The sequence below is a fragment of the Enterobacter sp. WCHEn045836 genome, from assembly GCF_003965585.1.
GTDB lineage: Bacteria > Pseudomonadota > Gammaproteobacteria > Enterobacterales > Enterobacteriaceae > Enterobacter > Enterobacter dissolvens.
Genome location: NZ_RXPT01000035.1, coordinates 1 through 15,652 on the forward strand (window position 1 = coordinate 1; position 15,652 = coordinate 15,652).

Annotated in this window: 11 protein-coding genes and 2 tRNA genes; 4 read left to right on the forward strand and 9 right to left on the reverse strand. The window is 53.9% G+C overall.

The features are described 5' to 3' along the window. From EKN38_RS25310 to dnaQ, 3 genes are all read right to left on the reverse strand, one after another. Window positions 1-5,634: Ig-like domain-containing protein (locus EKN38_RS25310; protein ID WP_148103714.1), on the reverse strand; the 5,634-nt coding region annotated here is incomplete at its 3' end. A 482-nt stretch (window positions 5,635-6,116) separates the two neighbouring features. After that, window positions 6,117-6,193: transfer RNA gene (locus tag EKN38_RS25315), tRNA-Asp, on the reverse strand. A gap of 131 nt (window positions 6,194-6,324) precedes the next feature. Beyond that, the gene (gene dnaQ / locus EKN38_RS25320; protein WP_047360741.1) at window positions 6,325-7,056 is read right to left on the reverse strand and encodes a DNA polymerase III subunit epsilon; all 732 of its coding nucleotides are present in this window, start codon (window positions 7,054-7,056) and stop codon (window positions 6,325-6,327) included. A gap of 64 nt (window positions 7,057-7,120) precedes the next feature. On the opposite strand from dnaQ, the gene rnhA reads away from it, so the two are divergent. Beyond that, window positions 7,121-7,588: a ribonuclease HI gene (gene rnhA, locus EKN38_RS25325; protein WP_014830741.1), complete on the forward strand. Its 468-nt coding sequence runs from the start codon at window positions 7,121-7,123 to the stop codon at window positions 7,586-7,588. On the opposite strand, the gene EKN38_RS25330 is transcribed toward rnhA, so the two are convergent. Next, window positions 7,589-8,305, reverse strand: coding sequence for a class I SAM-dependent methyltransferase (locus EKN38_RS25330; protein WP_014830740.1), 717 nt, complete (start codon window positions 8,303-8,305; stop codon window positions 7,589-7,591). Window positions 8,306-8,337: 32 nt separating this feature from the next. On the opposite strand from EKN38_RS25330, the gene gloB reads away from it, so the two are divergent. Then, entirely contained in the window at window positions 8,338-9,096 is a 759-nt protein-coding gene (gloB, locus tag EKN38_RS25335) for a hydroxyacylglutathione hydrolase (protein WP_014830739.1), read from the forward strand. A gap of 68 nt (window positions 9,097-9,164) precedes the next feature. Continuing rightward, the gene (gene mltD / locus EKN38_RS25340) at window positions 9,165-10,529 is read left to right on the forward strand and encodes a murein transglycosylase D (protein ID WP_013095686.1); all 1,365 of its coding nucleotides are present in this window, start codon (window positions 9,165-9,167) and stop codon (window positions 10,527-10,529) included. A gap of 50 nt (window positions 10,530-10,579) precedes the next feature. Here the strand turns inward: mltD and EKN38_RS25345 are convergent, their stop codons facing one another. From EKN38_RS25345 to EKN38_RS25355, 3 genes are all read right to left on the reverse strand, one after another. After that, the gene (locus EKN38_RS25345; protein ID WP_014830737.1) at window positions 10,580-11,353 is read right to left on the reverse strand and encodes a class I SAM-dependent methyltransferase; all 774 of its coding nucleotides are present in this window, start codon (window positions 11,351-11,353) and stop codon (window positions 10,580-10,582) included. 77 nt (window positions 11,354-11,430) lie between these two features. Beyond that, entirely contained in the window at window positions 11,431-12,228 is a 798-nt protein-coding gene (locus tag EKN38_RS25350; RefSeq protein WP_014830736.1) for an endonuclease/exonuclease/phosphatase family protein, read from the reverse strand. A gap of 137 nt (window positions 12,229-12,365) precedes the next feature. Further along, a complete protein-coding gene (locus EKN38_RS25355) occupies window positions 12,366-13,541 on the reverse strand; it encodes an MFS transporter (protein WP_014830735.1) in 1,176 nt (391 codons plus the stop codon). 104 nt (window positions 13,542-13,645) lie between these two features. On the opposite strand from EKN38_RS25355, the gene yafC reads away from it, so the two are divergent. Continuing rightward, window positions 13,646-14,551 (forward strand): DNA-binding transcriptional regulator YafC, encoded by a 906-nt coding sequence (yafC, locus tag EKN38_RS25360; RefSeq protein ID WP_014830734.1) that lies wholly within the window; start codon window positions 13,646-13,648, stop codon window positions 14,549-14,551. A gap of 29 nt (window positions 14,552-14,580) precedes the next feature. Here the strand turns inward: yafC and dkgB are convergent, their stop codons facing one another. Together dkgB and EKN38_RS25370 are read right to left on the reverse strand one after the other, a co-directional pair. Continuing rightward, a complete protein-coding gene (gene dkgB, locus EKN38_RS25365; RefSeq protein WP_014830733.1) occupies window positions 14,581-15,384 on the reverse strand; it encodes a 2,5-didehydrogluconate reductase DkgB in 804 nt (267 codons plus the stop codon). 163 nt (window positions 15,385-15,547) lie between these two features. Further along, window positions 15,548-15,624 (reverse strand) — tRNA-Asp (locus tag EKN38_RS25370). Window positions 15,625-15,652 lie beyond the last annotated feature (28 nt).

The following is a 15,652-nucleotide window of genomic DNA, read 5'->3' on the forward strand; positions in this document are numbered from 1 at the left end:
GACCGGGCCCTGGTATGCACCGACGTTGTCGGTGACCAGCAGGTCAGAGGCTGCGTCCGGGGCTTTTGTATCCACCACGATACCGAAGCCGCCGGTTGGCTCACTGGTGCGTCCCACGCCGTCGGTGACGGTGGCGGTGAAGTTATGGCTGCCGTCAGCCAGCGCCGTATCCGGCGTGAAGCTCCAGCTGCCGTTGCTGCCCACGGTGGCGGTGCCGATCAGGCGACCGTTATCGTAGATACTGATGGTGCCGCCCGCCACGCCGCTGCTGCCGCTCAGGGTCGGGGTGGTGTCGTTGGTGACATCGCCCTTCTGCAGGTAGTCCGCATGCGGGGCCACGTCGTCATAGACGGTATCCAGCGTCGGTGCCTGCGGCGGTACGGTGGCCACGTTGATGATGTACTCACCGGACGGACCGGAGACATTGCCCACGCCGTCGGTCTCTTTCGCCGTCAGGGTGTACTTCCCGTCCGGCAGCGGCGTGGTCGGCTCCAGGGACCAGGTGCCGTCAGCCTGTACTTTCGCGGTGCCAATCACCTTGTCGCCGTTGTACACGGTGATGGTGTTGCCCGGCTCTGCGCCCGTCCCCTTGATCAGCGGACGGTTGTCGTCGGTTTCTTCGCCGGAGGCAATCACGCCTGCGGTGTTCACGTCGTCATAGACTTCGGTGATCGCCACTTTGCTCGCGTCAGGCGCGGTGTAGTCGGTGATCAGTACAAAATCATCTGATTCCGGACCCGTGTTACCGGCCTTATCGGTTGCGGTAGTGGTGATATGGTGCTCACCCTCTGGCAGCGCGGTGGTTGGCGTAAATTGCCAGCCGCCATTTTCGTCCACCACGGTAGAACCAATCAGTTCGCCATTATCATAAATATCGACACGGCTGCCCGGCTCTGCGGTACCGTTAAAGGTCGGGTTTGCGTCATCGGTGGTGCTGCCGCTGCTCAGATCGCCACGGCTGGAGCCCACATCATCTGTCGCCAGACCAATCACCGGTTTTTCCGGTGCTACGGTATCGATAGTGATATCGAAGGACGGAGAAGTGACGTCATTACCCGCAGGATCGGTGGAAATCACGGTCAGGCTGTGAGCGCCATCGGCCAGATCCTGTTCAGGGGTAAAGGTCCAGTTGCCATCCGGATCCACTACGGTGGAGCCCAGTACATCGTCGCCATCCATGATGGTTACGGTGCTGCCCGGCTTACCTTTACCGCTCAGTTCAGGACGTGCGTCATCGGTCACGGTGCCTGGCTTCAGGTTGCCCACGATCGGCCCCTGATCATCCACCACTTCCCCCACGGTAACCTGGTTTGGATCCGGATCGACGGTAAAAGAGATCCCCGGAGACGGTTCACTGGTGTTGCCTGACGGATCGGTCACGGTAGTGGTGATCTCATGATCGCCTTTAGCCAGAGGCTTGTCTGGCGTATAGGACCATTTACCTTCGTCATCAACGATGACGGAACCGATCTTCTCGTCGTTATCGTAGATGTCCACCACGCTGCCCGGCTCGGCTTCGCCGCTCAGGGTCGGGGACTGATCGTCGGTGGTGTCGCCTGGACCTACCGGCCCCTGCTTGTCGCCCACGTTATCATTGATAACGATATTTTCTGCCGGAGACGGTGCCGCAGTATCGATCACGATCGGGAAGGTGCCGCTGGTGCGCGCGTTGCCCGCTGCGTCAGTCGCCGTGACGGTGAAGGTGTGCTGACCATCCGCCAGCGCGGTATCCGGGGTGAACGACCACTTACCGCTGCTGTCCGCCTTGACGGTGCCAATCACTTTCCCGTTGTCGAGGATAGACACAACGTCGCCCGGTGCAGCGCTGCCGCTCAGGGTTGGGGTGGTGTCGTTGGTGGTTTCGCCTTTCTGCATTGGGCCGACGTGCGGCTCGGCGTTGTCCACCACGCTGTTGATGGACGGCTCGGTGCTGACCGGGATCAGAACAGTAATGTCGTAAGACGGTGCTTCACCCGCTACGCGATTGCCTACTGCGTCCTGGGTTTCCAGCGTCAGCTGATTAAGCCCTTCCACCAGCGGTGTATCCAGTGCCAGCGTCCAGTTGCCTTCACTGTCGACCACGGCTGAGCCCAGCAGATGTTTGCCGTTAGCATCCGTGCTGTAAACGAAGACGGTGCTTCCCGCTTCACCAATACCATTGATAACCGGTTTGCTGTCATCGGTGATTTCACCGCTGGCCACGTTACCCTGACGGCCGCCAACATCATCCATTACGGACGTAATGTTCAGTACATCGCTGCTTGCCACTGGTGGGGTGTAGTCGGTCACCAGCACAAAATCATCCGATTCCGGACCGGTGTTGCCCGCTTCATCCGTTGCGGTGGTGGTGATATGGTGCTCACCTTCTGGCAGAGGTGTGGTTGGCGTGAACTGCCAGGCGCCGTTGTCGTCCGCAATCGTCGAACCAATATGCTCACCGTTGTCATAAATATCGACACGGCTGCCCGGCTCTGCAGAGCCGTTGAAGGTTGGGTTTGCGTCGTCGGTGGTGCCGCCGTTGCTCAGATCGCCACGAATTGTTCCCACATCATCCGTTGCGGATCCCAGTACAGGTTTTTCCGGGGCGGTCGCATCAACGGTAATATCAAAGGACGGAGAGGTCACCTCGTTTCCGGCCGGGTCTTTGGAAATCACGGTCAGGCTGTGATCGCCATCGGCCAGATCCTGTTCAGGAGTGAAGGTCCAGTTGCCGTCCGGATCCACCACGGTGGAGCCCAGTACATCGTCGCCATCCATGATGGTCACGGTGCTGCCTGGCTTACCTTTACCGCTCAGTTCAGGACGTGCGTCATCGGTCACGGTGCCTGGCTTCAGGTTGCCCACGATCGGGCCCTGGTCATCCACCACTTCACCCACGGTAACCTGGTTTGGATCCGGATCGACGGTGAAGGAGATCCCCGGAGACGGTTCACTGGTGTTGCCAGACGGATCGGTCACGGTGGTGGTGATCTCATGATCGCCTTTAGCCAGAGGCGTGTCTGGCGTATAGGACCATTTACCTTCGTCATCAACGATGACGGAACCGATCTTCTCGTCGTTATCATAGATGTCCACCACGCTGCCCGGCTCGGCTTCGCCGCTCAGGGTCGGGGACTGATCGTCGGTGGTGTCGCCTGGACCTACCGGTCCCTGCTTGTCGCCCACGTTATCATTGATAACGATATTTTCTGCCGGAGACGGTGCCGCAGTGTCAATCACGATCGGGAAGGAGCCGCTGGTGCGCGCGTTGCCCGCTGCGTCAGTCGCCGTGACGGTGAAGGTGTGCTTGCCATCCGCCAGCGCAGTATCCGGGGTGAACGCCCACTTCCCGTTGCTGTCCGCCGTGACGGTACCAATCACTTTCCCGTTGTCGAGGATAGACACAACGTCGCCCGGTGCAGCGCTGCCGCTCAGGGTTGGCGTGGTGTCGTTGGTGGATTCGCCTTTCTGCATTGGGCCGACGTGTGGCTCGGCATTGTCCACAACGCTGTTGATGGACGGTGCAGTACTCACCGGGATCAGCAGATTGATGTCGTAAGACGGTGCTTCACCGGCAACGCGGTTGCCCGCCGGGTCCTGCGTCTCCAGGGTCAGCTTGTTCAGGCCTTCCGTCAGTGGGGTTTCTGGTGTCAGGCTCCAGGTGCCATCACTGCCTACCACCGCTGTACCAATCAGGTGTTTGCCGGAAGAGTCGGTGGTGTAGACAAAGACGGTGTTCCCGGCTTCACCGATACCGCTGATAAGTGGTTTGCTGTCATCGGTGATGTCACCGCTGGCTACATTGCCCTGACGATCGCCTACGTCATCCGCAACGGCGGTAATATTCAGAACATTTGCTGAAGCATCAGGCGCGGTAGTGTCAACTTCAAACTCCAGCGCTTCCGAGGGATCGCTGGTATTGCCCGCCTTATCCGTCTGCGTAACGGTGATACTGTGATCGCCTTCACCCAGCGGTTTCTCTGGTTTCAGCGTCCAGTTGCCTTTATCGTCAATAACGGTTGTGCCAAGCACCTCGTCACCATCATAAATGGTCACGGTGTCGCCCGGTTCACCTTTACCGCTGAATACCGGACGGGTTTCATCCGTGACGTCACCGCCTTTCAGCTGGCCCGTAATCGGCCCGGTATTATCCTGGGCATCGGCCATATCCGGTTTGGCTGGCGGCGTGGTATCCACAATAATCTGAATCGGATCGGAAGGATCGCCTTCATTGCCGAGCGGATCTTCCTCAACGACCACGACATTATGTTCACCCTCGGCAAGTTCATCCTTAGGTGTAAATGACCATTTACCTTCGTCGTCGACGATAACCGAGCCGATCTCTTTATCATTGTCTTTGATAATGATGGTATTGCCCGGTGTTCCCTCTCCACTGAAAGAAGGCTGACTGTCATCCGTCACATCGCCCGGTTTGAGCGGACCGGTTACCGGACCGGTATTGTCAATCACCTCAGGCGTTTCTGCTTTTCCCGGAGGTTCAGTCAATACAATAAAATCACGCTCATCAGACGGTTCGCTGACGTTACCCGCTTTATCCGTCTGGCTGACCGTGATGCTGTGGCTACCATCAGTGAGGTTTTCGGACGGTTTGAAATACCAACGGCCATCCTCGTTAACGGTGGTTTCGCCGATCTTTTTACCGTTATCGTAAATCGCGATCGTTGCGCCTGCTTCACCGGTACCGCTCATTTCCGGTTGAGGATCGTCGGTGTAAGCATCATCATGAATTTCACCGGTGGTTTTACCCACTTTGTCCATGATGTGTTCAATCGTCGGCGCTTTTGGCGCAACCGTATCAACGACGATGACAATCGGGTCTGATGGAGGACTCGCGTTGCCGTCAGGATCTTTTTCCACGACGGTCAGCTCGTGCTCGCCTTCGCCCAGTGGCTTATCAGGTGTATAGCTCCACTCGCCTTCATCATCGACGATAACGGAGCCAATCTCTTTGTCGTTATCGTAGATATGGATGGTGTCACCAGGCTTACCTTTACCGGTCAGCGTCGGCGTTGAGTCATCGGTCGTATCACCTGATTTTAACGGGCCTTTGATTGAGCCTTCATCATCCATCGTGGTGCCGATGCTCGGCTTATCAGGCGTGGAGTGGTTATCGCCGTCGTCGTTGTCCATCTCAGACAGCGCGAAAGCAGCCCCTACACCCGCCGCCGCGAGTGCAAACCATCCCAACATGCCAAACAGCATGTCGTTGTCGTCATCCGGTGCCGTCAGAAGAGGGCCACCCGCCCCCAGCGGTTCGCCCCCTAACGCCACAGGAGACATGCTGCCATCCGCCATCAGATAACCGGTGTCGTAGCTGTCACCAGACAGAGGGACATAGGCGTAGAGTAATCCATCTTCCGCCATGCCCATCAGGACCGGATTCGTAGGATCGCCATTGAAGTAATCTTCAATAATTATGCTTGGCTGTGTATCGCCTTCCTGAATAATGTGCAACGCCTTGTCTACGCGCTGCAGCGTGATATTTTCTGGTGCGAAGTCGTCGTTAAAATTCTTCAATAAATATTTATTGCCGGGGATAAGTTTCACCTTAACCGTCCGGCCTGCTTCTGCCGTCAACAACCGAGTTTTTCCGTCTCCGTTATTGACCGCTAAAATGACTTTATTATCCGTCATACTTAAAGTCCTTGGTAAATTTCACTCGCTAAATTAAGGATGTATAAACATTTTTGTTGGTACACCCTGCACTGCCTTACGTTGATGCCTTCCTGAAATAATCCATGTCCATAGGGTTCATCGACATGATGCTTAAAAATATCATGCCGGGCTTCTTTATATGGTTAGGAATAAACTACGTAACACTCTACGCAGCAATAGGAATAGTTAACATCACTACAGGCATTATTGAGAGAACAAGGAATAATGGCAGAAGAGAATAATTTACCTTAAAGAACTTACACCAAAAGAATAATAAATGAAATTGAATATATTAATAAAAATATAAGAAGCGGATGTTTTTATAAAAAATCAATTGAAGAGCGATGCAGCCGTTCGCCGTACGATGACGACAACGAGACCGGATGGAAGAGAGAAAATCAGGATTGAGGAAACGCAGAAATGAAAAAGGCCCACGTTATAAATAACGTGGGCCTGAATAGTGGCGGAACGGACGGGACTCGAACCCGCGACCCCCTGCGTGACAGGCAGGTATTCTAACCGACTGAACTACCGCTCCACTGTTCCCGTTTGGGGAACGAGGCGCATATTACGGTGTGCCTCTGGAGTCGTCAACGCTTTTTCTCACGTTTTGAATCGTTTGCTGCAAAAATCACCCAAACGATGATTTTACAGGCGTTCTGGCGTTTTTCAGGCGCGCCACATACAGCTTCCGCCCTTCTTCTGCACCAGATCCAGACGGGATTCGTGATCAAGTAACTCTGCATCACTGGCTAAAACGACCCGCAAACGGCTGGCCTGGCGAACCACGCGCTGAATTCCCGCTTCGCCCTGCGTCTGCTGGGATTCATTCTCCATGCTGAACTTCATTGACGTCTGGCCACCGGTCATCGCCAGATAGACATCCGCCAGAATCTGGGCATCGAGCAATGCGCCGTGCAGCGTTCGCTTGGTGTTGTCTATCTCATAGCGCGAACAGAGTGCATCGAGGCTGTTACGCTTGCCGGGAAACATCTTCCTGGCCAGCGCCAGGCTGTCAGTGACCTTGCAGAAGGTGTTCGTTTTCGGAATATCGCGCTGGAGCTTACTAAACTCATAGTCCATAAAGCCGATATCGAACGAGGCGTTGTGGATGATGAGCTCGGCACCCTTGATGTAGTCCAGGAACTCGTCTGCCACCTCGGCGAAGGTGGGTTTATCCAGCAAGAACTCATCGGCAATACCGTGAACGCCAAACGCCTCTGGATCCACCAGCCGATCGGGCTTGAGGTAGACGTGGAAGTTGTTACCCGTCAGACGACGGTTCACCACTTCAACGGCACCGATCTCAATGATCTTGTGTCCTTCGTAGTGCGCGCCGATCTGGTTCATACCGGTGGTTTCGGTATCAAGAACAATCTGGCGAGTAATTGCAGTGCTCATAGCGGTCATTTATGTCAGACTTATCGTTTAACTGAACGTTTCAAATACAGGAAGTCTACCAGAGATGCGCAAACAGGTAGAAATTTTCACCGATGGATCTTGTCTCGGTAACCCAGGGCCTGGCGGCTATGGCGCGATTATGCGCTATCGTCAGCACGAAAAAACTTTTAGTGAAGGGTATTTTCTGACCACCAACAACCGCATGGAGTTAATGGCGGCCATCGTGGCGCTGGAAGCCTTAAAAGAACATTGTGACGTGGTGCTCAGTACCGACAGCCAGTACGTGCGCCAGGGGATCACCCAGTGGATCCACAACTGGAAAAAACGTGGCTGGAAGACGGCAGATAAAAAGCCGGTCAAGAACGTCGATCTCTGGAAACGGCTGGATGCGGCGCTGGGCCAGCACGAGATCAAATGGGAATGGGTCAAAGGCCATGCCGGCCACCCGGAAAACGAACGCTGCGACGAACTGGCAAGGGCCGCGGCATCCAATCCTGCACATGAGGATGCGGGCTATCAGCCAGAGTCCTGATCACGGTTTTCTGTACTGTCGCGTGGCACCTACGGTCTGGCGGATCGGCGTTTTCGATTTGCTCTGCTTCATCGGGTTAAGCGTAAGGGGAATGGTCCGCTTACGCGCGACAATGAACTGCATGCAGCCTAATGCGGGCAGATGGGTACTGAGTAAAACCCCGCCCCGTCGCGCCCAGGGCAGCACCTGAAATCCGCCGTAGCTGAGCACTTCAAAATTCAGCAGTGAAAGCCAGTCCAGCTGGCGCATCATGGTGAACATCCGGCTGTTATAAGGGGGAGTGCGGCGTAACACGGGCACCAGCTTGCGCAGCCCCATCAGGCTCAGCGGATTAAACCCGCTTATCACCAGCCAGCCGTCATCTATCAGCACGCGATCGGCTTCACGCAGCATGCGGTGAGGATCGCTGCACCAGGGCATCGTATGCGCCAGCAGGCACGCATCAACCGACTTCTCCGCAAACGGCAGATGTAAAGGATCCGCTTTCACCTGAACCGGCGATCCGCCGAGAGAGACATTGACCTGATGCGAGATAGCGCAGCTTTCGGTATTGATTTCCGCGCTGAGATTGCCAATCTTAAGCAGGTGAAAGCCATACATTTTTGCGAGCCACGGCTTAAGCTGTAGTTCTAACGCCTCGCGATAGTATTCACCCCAGGGCAATTCCGCCCAACGTTCCGGTGCTGCGACAGTCTGAGGTATCCTTGCCGGTTTCATCAAAACACCTGCCACGCTATAAGAGGTAATGTATGAATCTTATCAGTATTCCTGCCTTTGAGGACAATTACATCTGGGTTTTAGTTGACGACGAGCGTCGATGCGTCATCGTCGACCCCGGTGAGTCCGCCCCGGTTCTGCAGGCCATAAAAGAGAATGGCTGGCATCCCGAAGCCATCCTTCTGACCCACCATCATCACGATCACACCGGCGGTGTGCCTGAGCTGCGCGCCCGGTTCCCGCATCTGGTGGTTTACGGACCGGCAGAGGCACAAGATAAGGGAACCACGCAAGTAGTCGAAGAAGGCGAAAATATCCTCATACGCGAGTGGGAGTTTTCCGTATTTGCTACACCAGGTCACACTTTGGGACATCAGTGTTTCTACAGCAAACCTTATCTGTTTTGCGGTGATACGCTGTTTTCTGGCGGCTGTGGAAGACTGTTTGAAGGCACACCAGCCCAGATGTATCAGTCTTTACAGAAGATTAACGCCTTACCCGACGATACCGTTATTTGTTGCGCCCATGAGTATACATTAGGAAATATGAAGTTTGCGGCAAGCATTTTACCCGAGGATCGGGCGATTCAGGATTATTATCAGAAAGTGAAGGAGTTACGTGCAAAAAACCAAAAAACACTCCCCGTAATTCTGAAAAACGAGCGTAAAATTAATTTATTTCTCAGAACAGATGATGTTGATTTAATTAATAAAATTAACCAAGAAACAAAATTGCAACAACCAGAACAACGATTTGCATGGTTAAGGTCAAAGAAAGATAACTTCAGATAATTGCGGGTTGCCTTTTCAAAATTTCGCCGTTATCATCGCTCGTCTTTTAAGCAACTATTGACACACACATGAAGGCAAAAGCGATCTTACTCGCCTCTGTCCTGCTTGTAGGTTGCCAGTCGCAGAACGGCAGCAACGTACAACAGCACGCACAGAGCCTTTCTGCAGCTGGTCAAGGGGAAGCAGGGAAGTTTACAAGCTCAGCGCGTTGGTTGGACGATGGGACATCTTTCGCGCAGGATCAAAACTTGTGGACCTCTATTGGCGACGAGCTAAAGATGGGAATTCCGGAAAACAGCCGGATTCGCGAACAGAAACAGAAGTATTTAAGAAATAAGAGCTATCTCCACGATGTAACGTTACGGGCAGAGCCGTATATGTACTGGATAGCCGGGCAAGTTAAGAAACGTAACATGCCTATGGAGCTGGTACTCCTACCCATAGTGGAGAGCGCTTTTGACCCACACGCGACGTCTGGCGCCAATGCCGCAGGTATTTGGCAGATCATTCCGAGCACGGGGCGAAATTACGGTTTGAAACAGACCCGTAACTATGATGCGCGTCGCGATGTTGTCGCTTCCACGACAGCCGCTCTCGACATGATGCAACGTCTGAACAAGATGTTTGACGGCGACTGGTTGTTAACGGTTGCGGCGTATAATAGTGGCGAAGGTCGTGTACTGAAGGCAATGAAAGCGAATAAAGCACGGGGTAAATCCACCGATTTTTGGTCGCTCTCACTGCCACAGGAAACGAAGATTTACGTACCGAAGATGCTGGCGTTGAGTGATATTCTCAAAAACAGCAAGCGTTACGGTGTACAACTGCCAACACCAGACGAAAGTCGTGCGCTGGCGCGCGTTCGCCTCAGCAACCCGGTTGATATTCAACAGGTTGCCGATATGACGGGTATGTCGGTAAGTAAACTGAAAACCTTTAACGCGGGTGTTAAAGGCTCAACGCTGGGGGCGAGTGGCCCACAGTATGTGATGGTTCCGCAGAAACATGCTGAACAGTTACGTGAGTCTTTAGCGTCTGGTGAAATTGCCGCCGTTCAGTCAACGCTGATTGCGGATGCATCATCAGTCAACAGCCGCAGCTATAAGGTTCGTAGCGGTGATACGCTTTCGGGTATTGCATCACGTCTTGGAGTGACAGCAAAAGATCTGCAGCAGTGGAATAACCTGCGCAGCTCAGGCCTGAGAGTGGGTCAGACACTGACGGTAGGTGCGGGTAGCAGCGCACAGCGTCTCGCCAATAACAGCGATAGCATTACCTATCGCGTGCGTAAAGGCGATTCACTGTCCAGTATCGCAAAACGACACGGCGTGAACATTAAAGATGTGATGCGCTGGAATAACGATACTGACAACCTGCAACCAGGCGACCAGCTGACACTGTTTGTGAAAAACAGCGCCACGCCAGACTCCTGATTACACGATACAAAGAAAAAAAGGCACCGATTCCCCTCGGTGCTTTTTTTTTACTTCGCTTTTTGCGCTTCAACCATGATGGTATCGCTGGTAAACGAACCGTCATCCTGCAATTCAAAGTAGGCCTTCACCTCTGAGGAAGCACTGTCCTGATACAACCGTATGGCCTGGCTTAACGCGTCCGGGGTGCGCATACGGGCGATCCACGAGCTAAATTCCAGCGGCAGGCGATCGGTTATCAGTGAACGTGAAATTAAACCGGCCTCAGTGATAAACGTTAACCACTCCCCACTCGAGTAATTCTGCACGTGCGAGGTGTCACGCAGCGCTTCAACCGTCTGCAGCCAGATATTCCGTACCGGATGACCCGGAGACATGACATCCATAATGATGGCGGTCCCGCCCGGCTTCAGCACACGTTTGACTTCCCGCAATGCCTGACCGACATCATGCCAGTGGTGCGCGGAGTAACGGCTGATTACCACGTCAAACGATGCCTCTTCGAAAGGTAAGGATTCGGCATAGCCCTGGCGCGTATCGACGTTGTTGAGCCCTTTGGCTTTTGCCGCCTCAGCCACCACTTCCAGCATCTGGCTGGATAAATCATACGCCGTAACCTGAGCCACATGCTGCGCAGCAGTGAAGCTGGCATGCCCTGCTCCACAGCCTAAATCCAGCACGGTCGCCTGCGGGAACGCCGCGAGACGCTCGCCAAGACGCACCAGATCGCGGCCGGAAGCGTGTACGGCGCTGTTCAGATAGGCATTTGCCTGGGAACCAAACTGTTTTTCGACATTGTCGTGATGAGAGTGTGTTGTTGTCATTGTACTGTCCTTGCGTTGGTTAAAATAAAGGGCAGCACTCAACAGGCCTGCCCCACGGCAGACCTGACTCACCATGTTTAATCAGGTTTGCCGGGACTGAATTCTACTAGTAGCGGGTTGTGATCGGAGGCGCGAGTGACCAGAACAGAGGCGTCATGCACACTCAAACCACGATAGAAGACGAAATCGAGAGGACGACCAAACGCTTTCTTGCGCTGGTCATCACTAAAACGGACTTCACGCAGCGACATTTCCCGGGCAAAGCGATACAACGCGTTCATGCGTGGACGGCTCCAGGCATTGAAATCCCCGGCCATAATGATTGGCCCACTGTGATGAGCAATCTGGTCGCCAATGGGAAGTAACTGCTTACTATACACATCCACGCCCAGACTGAAGTTTACCGCGTGGATATTCACGACCATCAGCAGCCGCGTGTCCGGCAACGGATAAACCGTCACCAGTGCCGATTTTGCCAGACGCAGGATTGGCTCGCGCTCGCGCAGCGGACAGCAATAGACCGGATGGGCGGCAGAAAGGGTCATCACGCCAGAGGGATGTTGCGGTAACACAAATGCGGGCACCTGGTCGGCGGCGAGATAGTTAGTGGTCGCAAACCTTACCAGCTCAGGCGTGGTTTGCGCCTCCTGCAGCAGCACCAGATGGGCGTCTTTGCCAAAATTCTTGAGTACGGATAACCACTCCGCACGCTGCTGTTTAAAGATATTCCACACCAGCACCCGAATTTTTTCATCACTGCTTAACGGTGTACCGGCAGGTAATGCCTGGCTGATGCTCGCAAACGACCCCGGAGGTAAGATCCTCTCCGCGGGCATTCCGGCAACATAACGCATGGCATAAGTATTTTTTCGCACTTTTGGAAACAGCCTCTGTAACATGAACCAGCCCGGAAAACGGACTGGTTCTAATGTTATAGGGATTTTAGGTCACACTTTCAACGCAATTACTGAGAAACCTCTTTCCAGTTTTGTAAGCAAGCACTTACTGAGGTTTAACCAAGCGCTACGCGAGAGGGTTTATCAAGGCGTCCACTCAAACCAATCAGCAGGAAGGCAACGAGAACAATGACGGCACCAATCCACGGGGTTTGGGTTAATCCAAAGTGTTCCACCGTCTGCCCGCCAACGATGGAACCGATGGCGATACCAATGTTGAAGGCGGCAATGTTCAGACCTGAAGCCACGTCCACCGCATTTGGCGTATAGCGCTCGGCTTTTTGCACCACGTAAACCTGCAGGCCGGGTACATTACCAAAGGCAAAGATACCCATGACCAGCACCGTTACCAGCGCGGCGTACTGAATCGATGCCGTGAACTGGAAGATCATCAGCAGGACGACCAGTGCCGCAAAGATAAACTTAAGCGCCGGTACTGCACCATGCTTATCCGCAAGTTTACCGCCCCAGATATTGCCAATGGCCACAGAGACGCCATACCCCAGTAAAATCCAGCTTACCGCTGCTGGAGAGAAGCCAGCCAGATCCTGCATCATTGGAGCAAGGAAGGTGAAAGCAGTGAATACCCCGCCATAACCCAGCGCCGTAACGGCATAAATGATCAGCAAACGAGGATGTGTGAGCACCTTCAGTTGATCGCTCAGGCTTGCGCTTGCACGGCCGGGAATATTCGACGGAACCAGCAGCAGGCTGGCCACCAGGGCAATTACGCCCAGCAAGGAGACCGCGAGGAAGGTTTCACGCCAGCCGAAATGTTGCCCGATGAACGTCCCTAATGGTACGCCGGTGACCAGTGCGACGGTCAATCCACCAAACATGATCGCAATGGCTGATGCGGCTTTCTCTTTCGGCACCAGGCTGGTTGCAATGGTGGAACCGATTGAGAAGAACACCCCATGCGCGAGGCCTGTCAGCAGGCGGGCAATGACCAGCGTCGTGTAGTCCGGCGCCTGCCAGGCCAGAATATTGCCGGCGGTGAAGAGCACCATCAGCGCGACCAGCAGTTGCTTACGCGGGAATCGTCCGGTCAACGCCGTCAGTACGGGCGCGCCGACAGCGACACCCAAAGCATAGATAGAGACCAACAGCCCGGCTGAAGGTAATGAGATAGCAAGCTGGTTAGCGATGGTAGGAACCAGTCCTACGATAACAAATTCAGTCGTGCCAATTGCAAAGGCACTGATCGTCAGGGCAAGTAGCGCCAGTGGCATAAAATACTCCATATCATCAGGATTAAGATGACAGGCAGTATGCGCCAGTGGTTAAATAACAAAAATGGTCAAAATATCAATAGAATTTTGCAGGTGGTGCAACAATGAAAGCAACGTCGGAAGAGCTGACAATCTTTGTCGCCGTCGTCGAAAGTGGCAGTTTTAGCCGCGCGGCAGAGCAGCTGGGGCAGGCAAACTCTGCCGTTAGCCGCTCGGTGAAAAAGCTTGAGATGAAGCTTGGGGTGAGTCTTCTCAACCGAACGACGCGGCAGTTGAGCCTGACGGAAGAAGGTGAACGGTATTTCCGCCGCGTGCAGTCTGTCTTACAGGAGATGGCTGCAGCAGAGACCGAGATCATGGAAACGCGCAGCACACCGCGTGGGTTGCTGCGTATTGATGCGGCCACACCGGTGGTTCTGCACTTTCTGATGCCGCTGATTAAACCTTTTCGTGAACGCTATCCGGAGATGACGCTCTCTTTGGTCTCCTCCGAGACCTTTATCAACCTTATTGAACGTAAAGTCGACGTGGCGATCCGGGCGGGAACCCTGACGGACTCAAGCCTGCGCGCACGTCCTCTGTTTGCCAGCTACCGGAAAATCATCGCCTCACCGCGATACATCGCGGAGCACGGTAAACCTGAAACCGTTGAAGAGCTGAAGCAGCATCTGTGTCTGGGTTTCACGGAGCCGGTATCACTGAATACCTGGCCTGTCGCCTGCCCTGACGGTCAGCTGTATGAGATCACCTGCGGGTTGTCCTCCAACAGCGGGGAAACGCTGAAGCAGCTGTGTCTCGAAGGAAACGGGATCGCCTGTTTGTCTGATTACATGATAGATAAAGAAATTGCGCGCGGTGAGCTTGTGGAGTTAATGGCAGATAAACGTTTGCCGGTAGAGATGCCTTTCAGTGCGGTTTACTACAGCGACAGAGCCGTGAGCACGCGTATCCGTGCCTTTATCGACTTCCTGAGCGAGCATATAAAAACAGCTCCCGAAGGAGCTGTGTGAGGGTTAAGCGTACAGAGGGTGGGTCAATATTAATCCCAGTCTGGCGCTAAACCTTCCGGGCTAACCAGGCGATCGTTGCATTCCAGGGCAGCGATCGCTTTTTTGTCTTCGTCGTCCAGCTGGAGATCCACCGCTAACAGGTTGCTGGCCAGATTTTCACGCTTCGTTGACGATGGAATAACGGCGTAACCTTCACCCATCGCCCAGGCCAGGATCACCTGTGCAGCCGTCGCGTTATGTTTATCAGCAATACGTGCAATGACTTCATCTTTCAGCGCTTTACCGTATGCCAGCGTCATGTAAGAGGTGATGTGGATGCCGTGCTGTCTGGCCCAGTCCACCACGTTGCGGTTTTGCAGGTAGGGGGACAACTCGATCTGGTTCGTCGCAATGTTCTCTGCACCAACGGCGGCAATGGCTTTTTCCATCAACGGGATGGTGAAGTTGGAAATGCCAATTTCACGGGTTAAGCCCTGCTTTTTCGCTTCCAGCAGCGCCTGCATGAATTCTTCCACAGAAACGGCATCATTCGGAGAAGGCCAGTGGATCAGCGTCAGATCAACATAGTCTGTACGCAGCTTCTTCAGGCTCTCTTTCAGACTTGGGATCAGCTTGTCTTTGCCGAGATTCTCGATCCAGATTTTGGTGGTGATAAAAAGTTCGTTACGCGGTACGCCGCTTTCTTCAATCGCCTGGCCAACCGCAGCTTCATTTTCATAAATCTGCGCGGTATCAATTGCGCGATAGCCAAGTTCAAGGGCGGTTTTGACCGATGCGATAACAACGTCGTCTTTCAGGCGGAAAGTGCCCAGGCCTAATGCAGGGATAGTCATGTCATTCCTCGTTATTCGTAATGTTCGTTAACTGAGGAAGATTATCGCTGCTGGCGTTATGCTGAAAAAGGTCGTAAAACGCAGAGGATTTTTGCTGATTTAGCAATAATTGGGAGGCAGATAAGAAAAAAGCCCTGAGCGTTAACTCAGGGCTTTTAATAAGTGGCGGAACGGACGGGACTCGAACCCGCGACCCCCTGCGTGACAGGCAGGTATTCTAACCGACTGAACTACCGCTCCACCGAAGACTGCTGTAACCACCGGATTT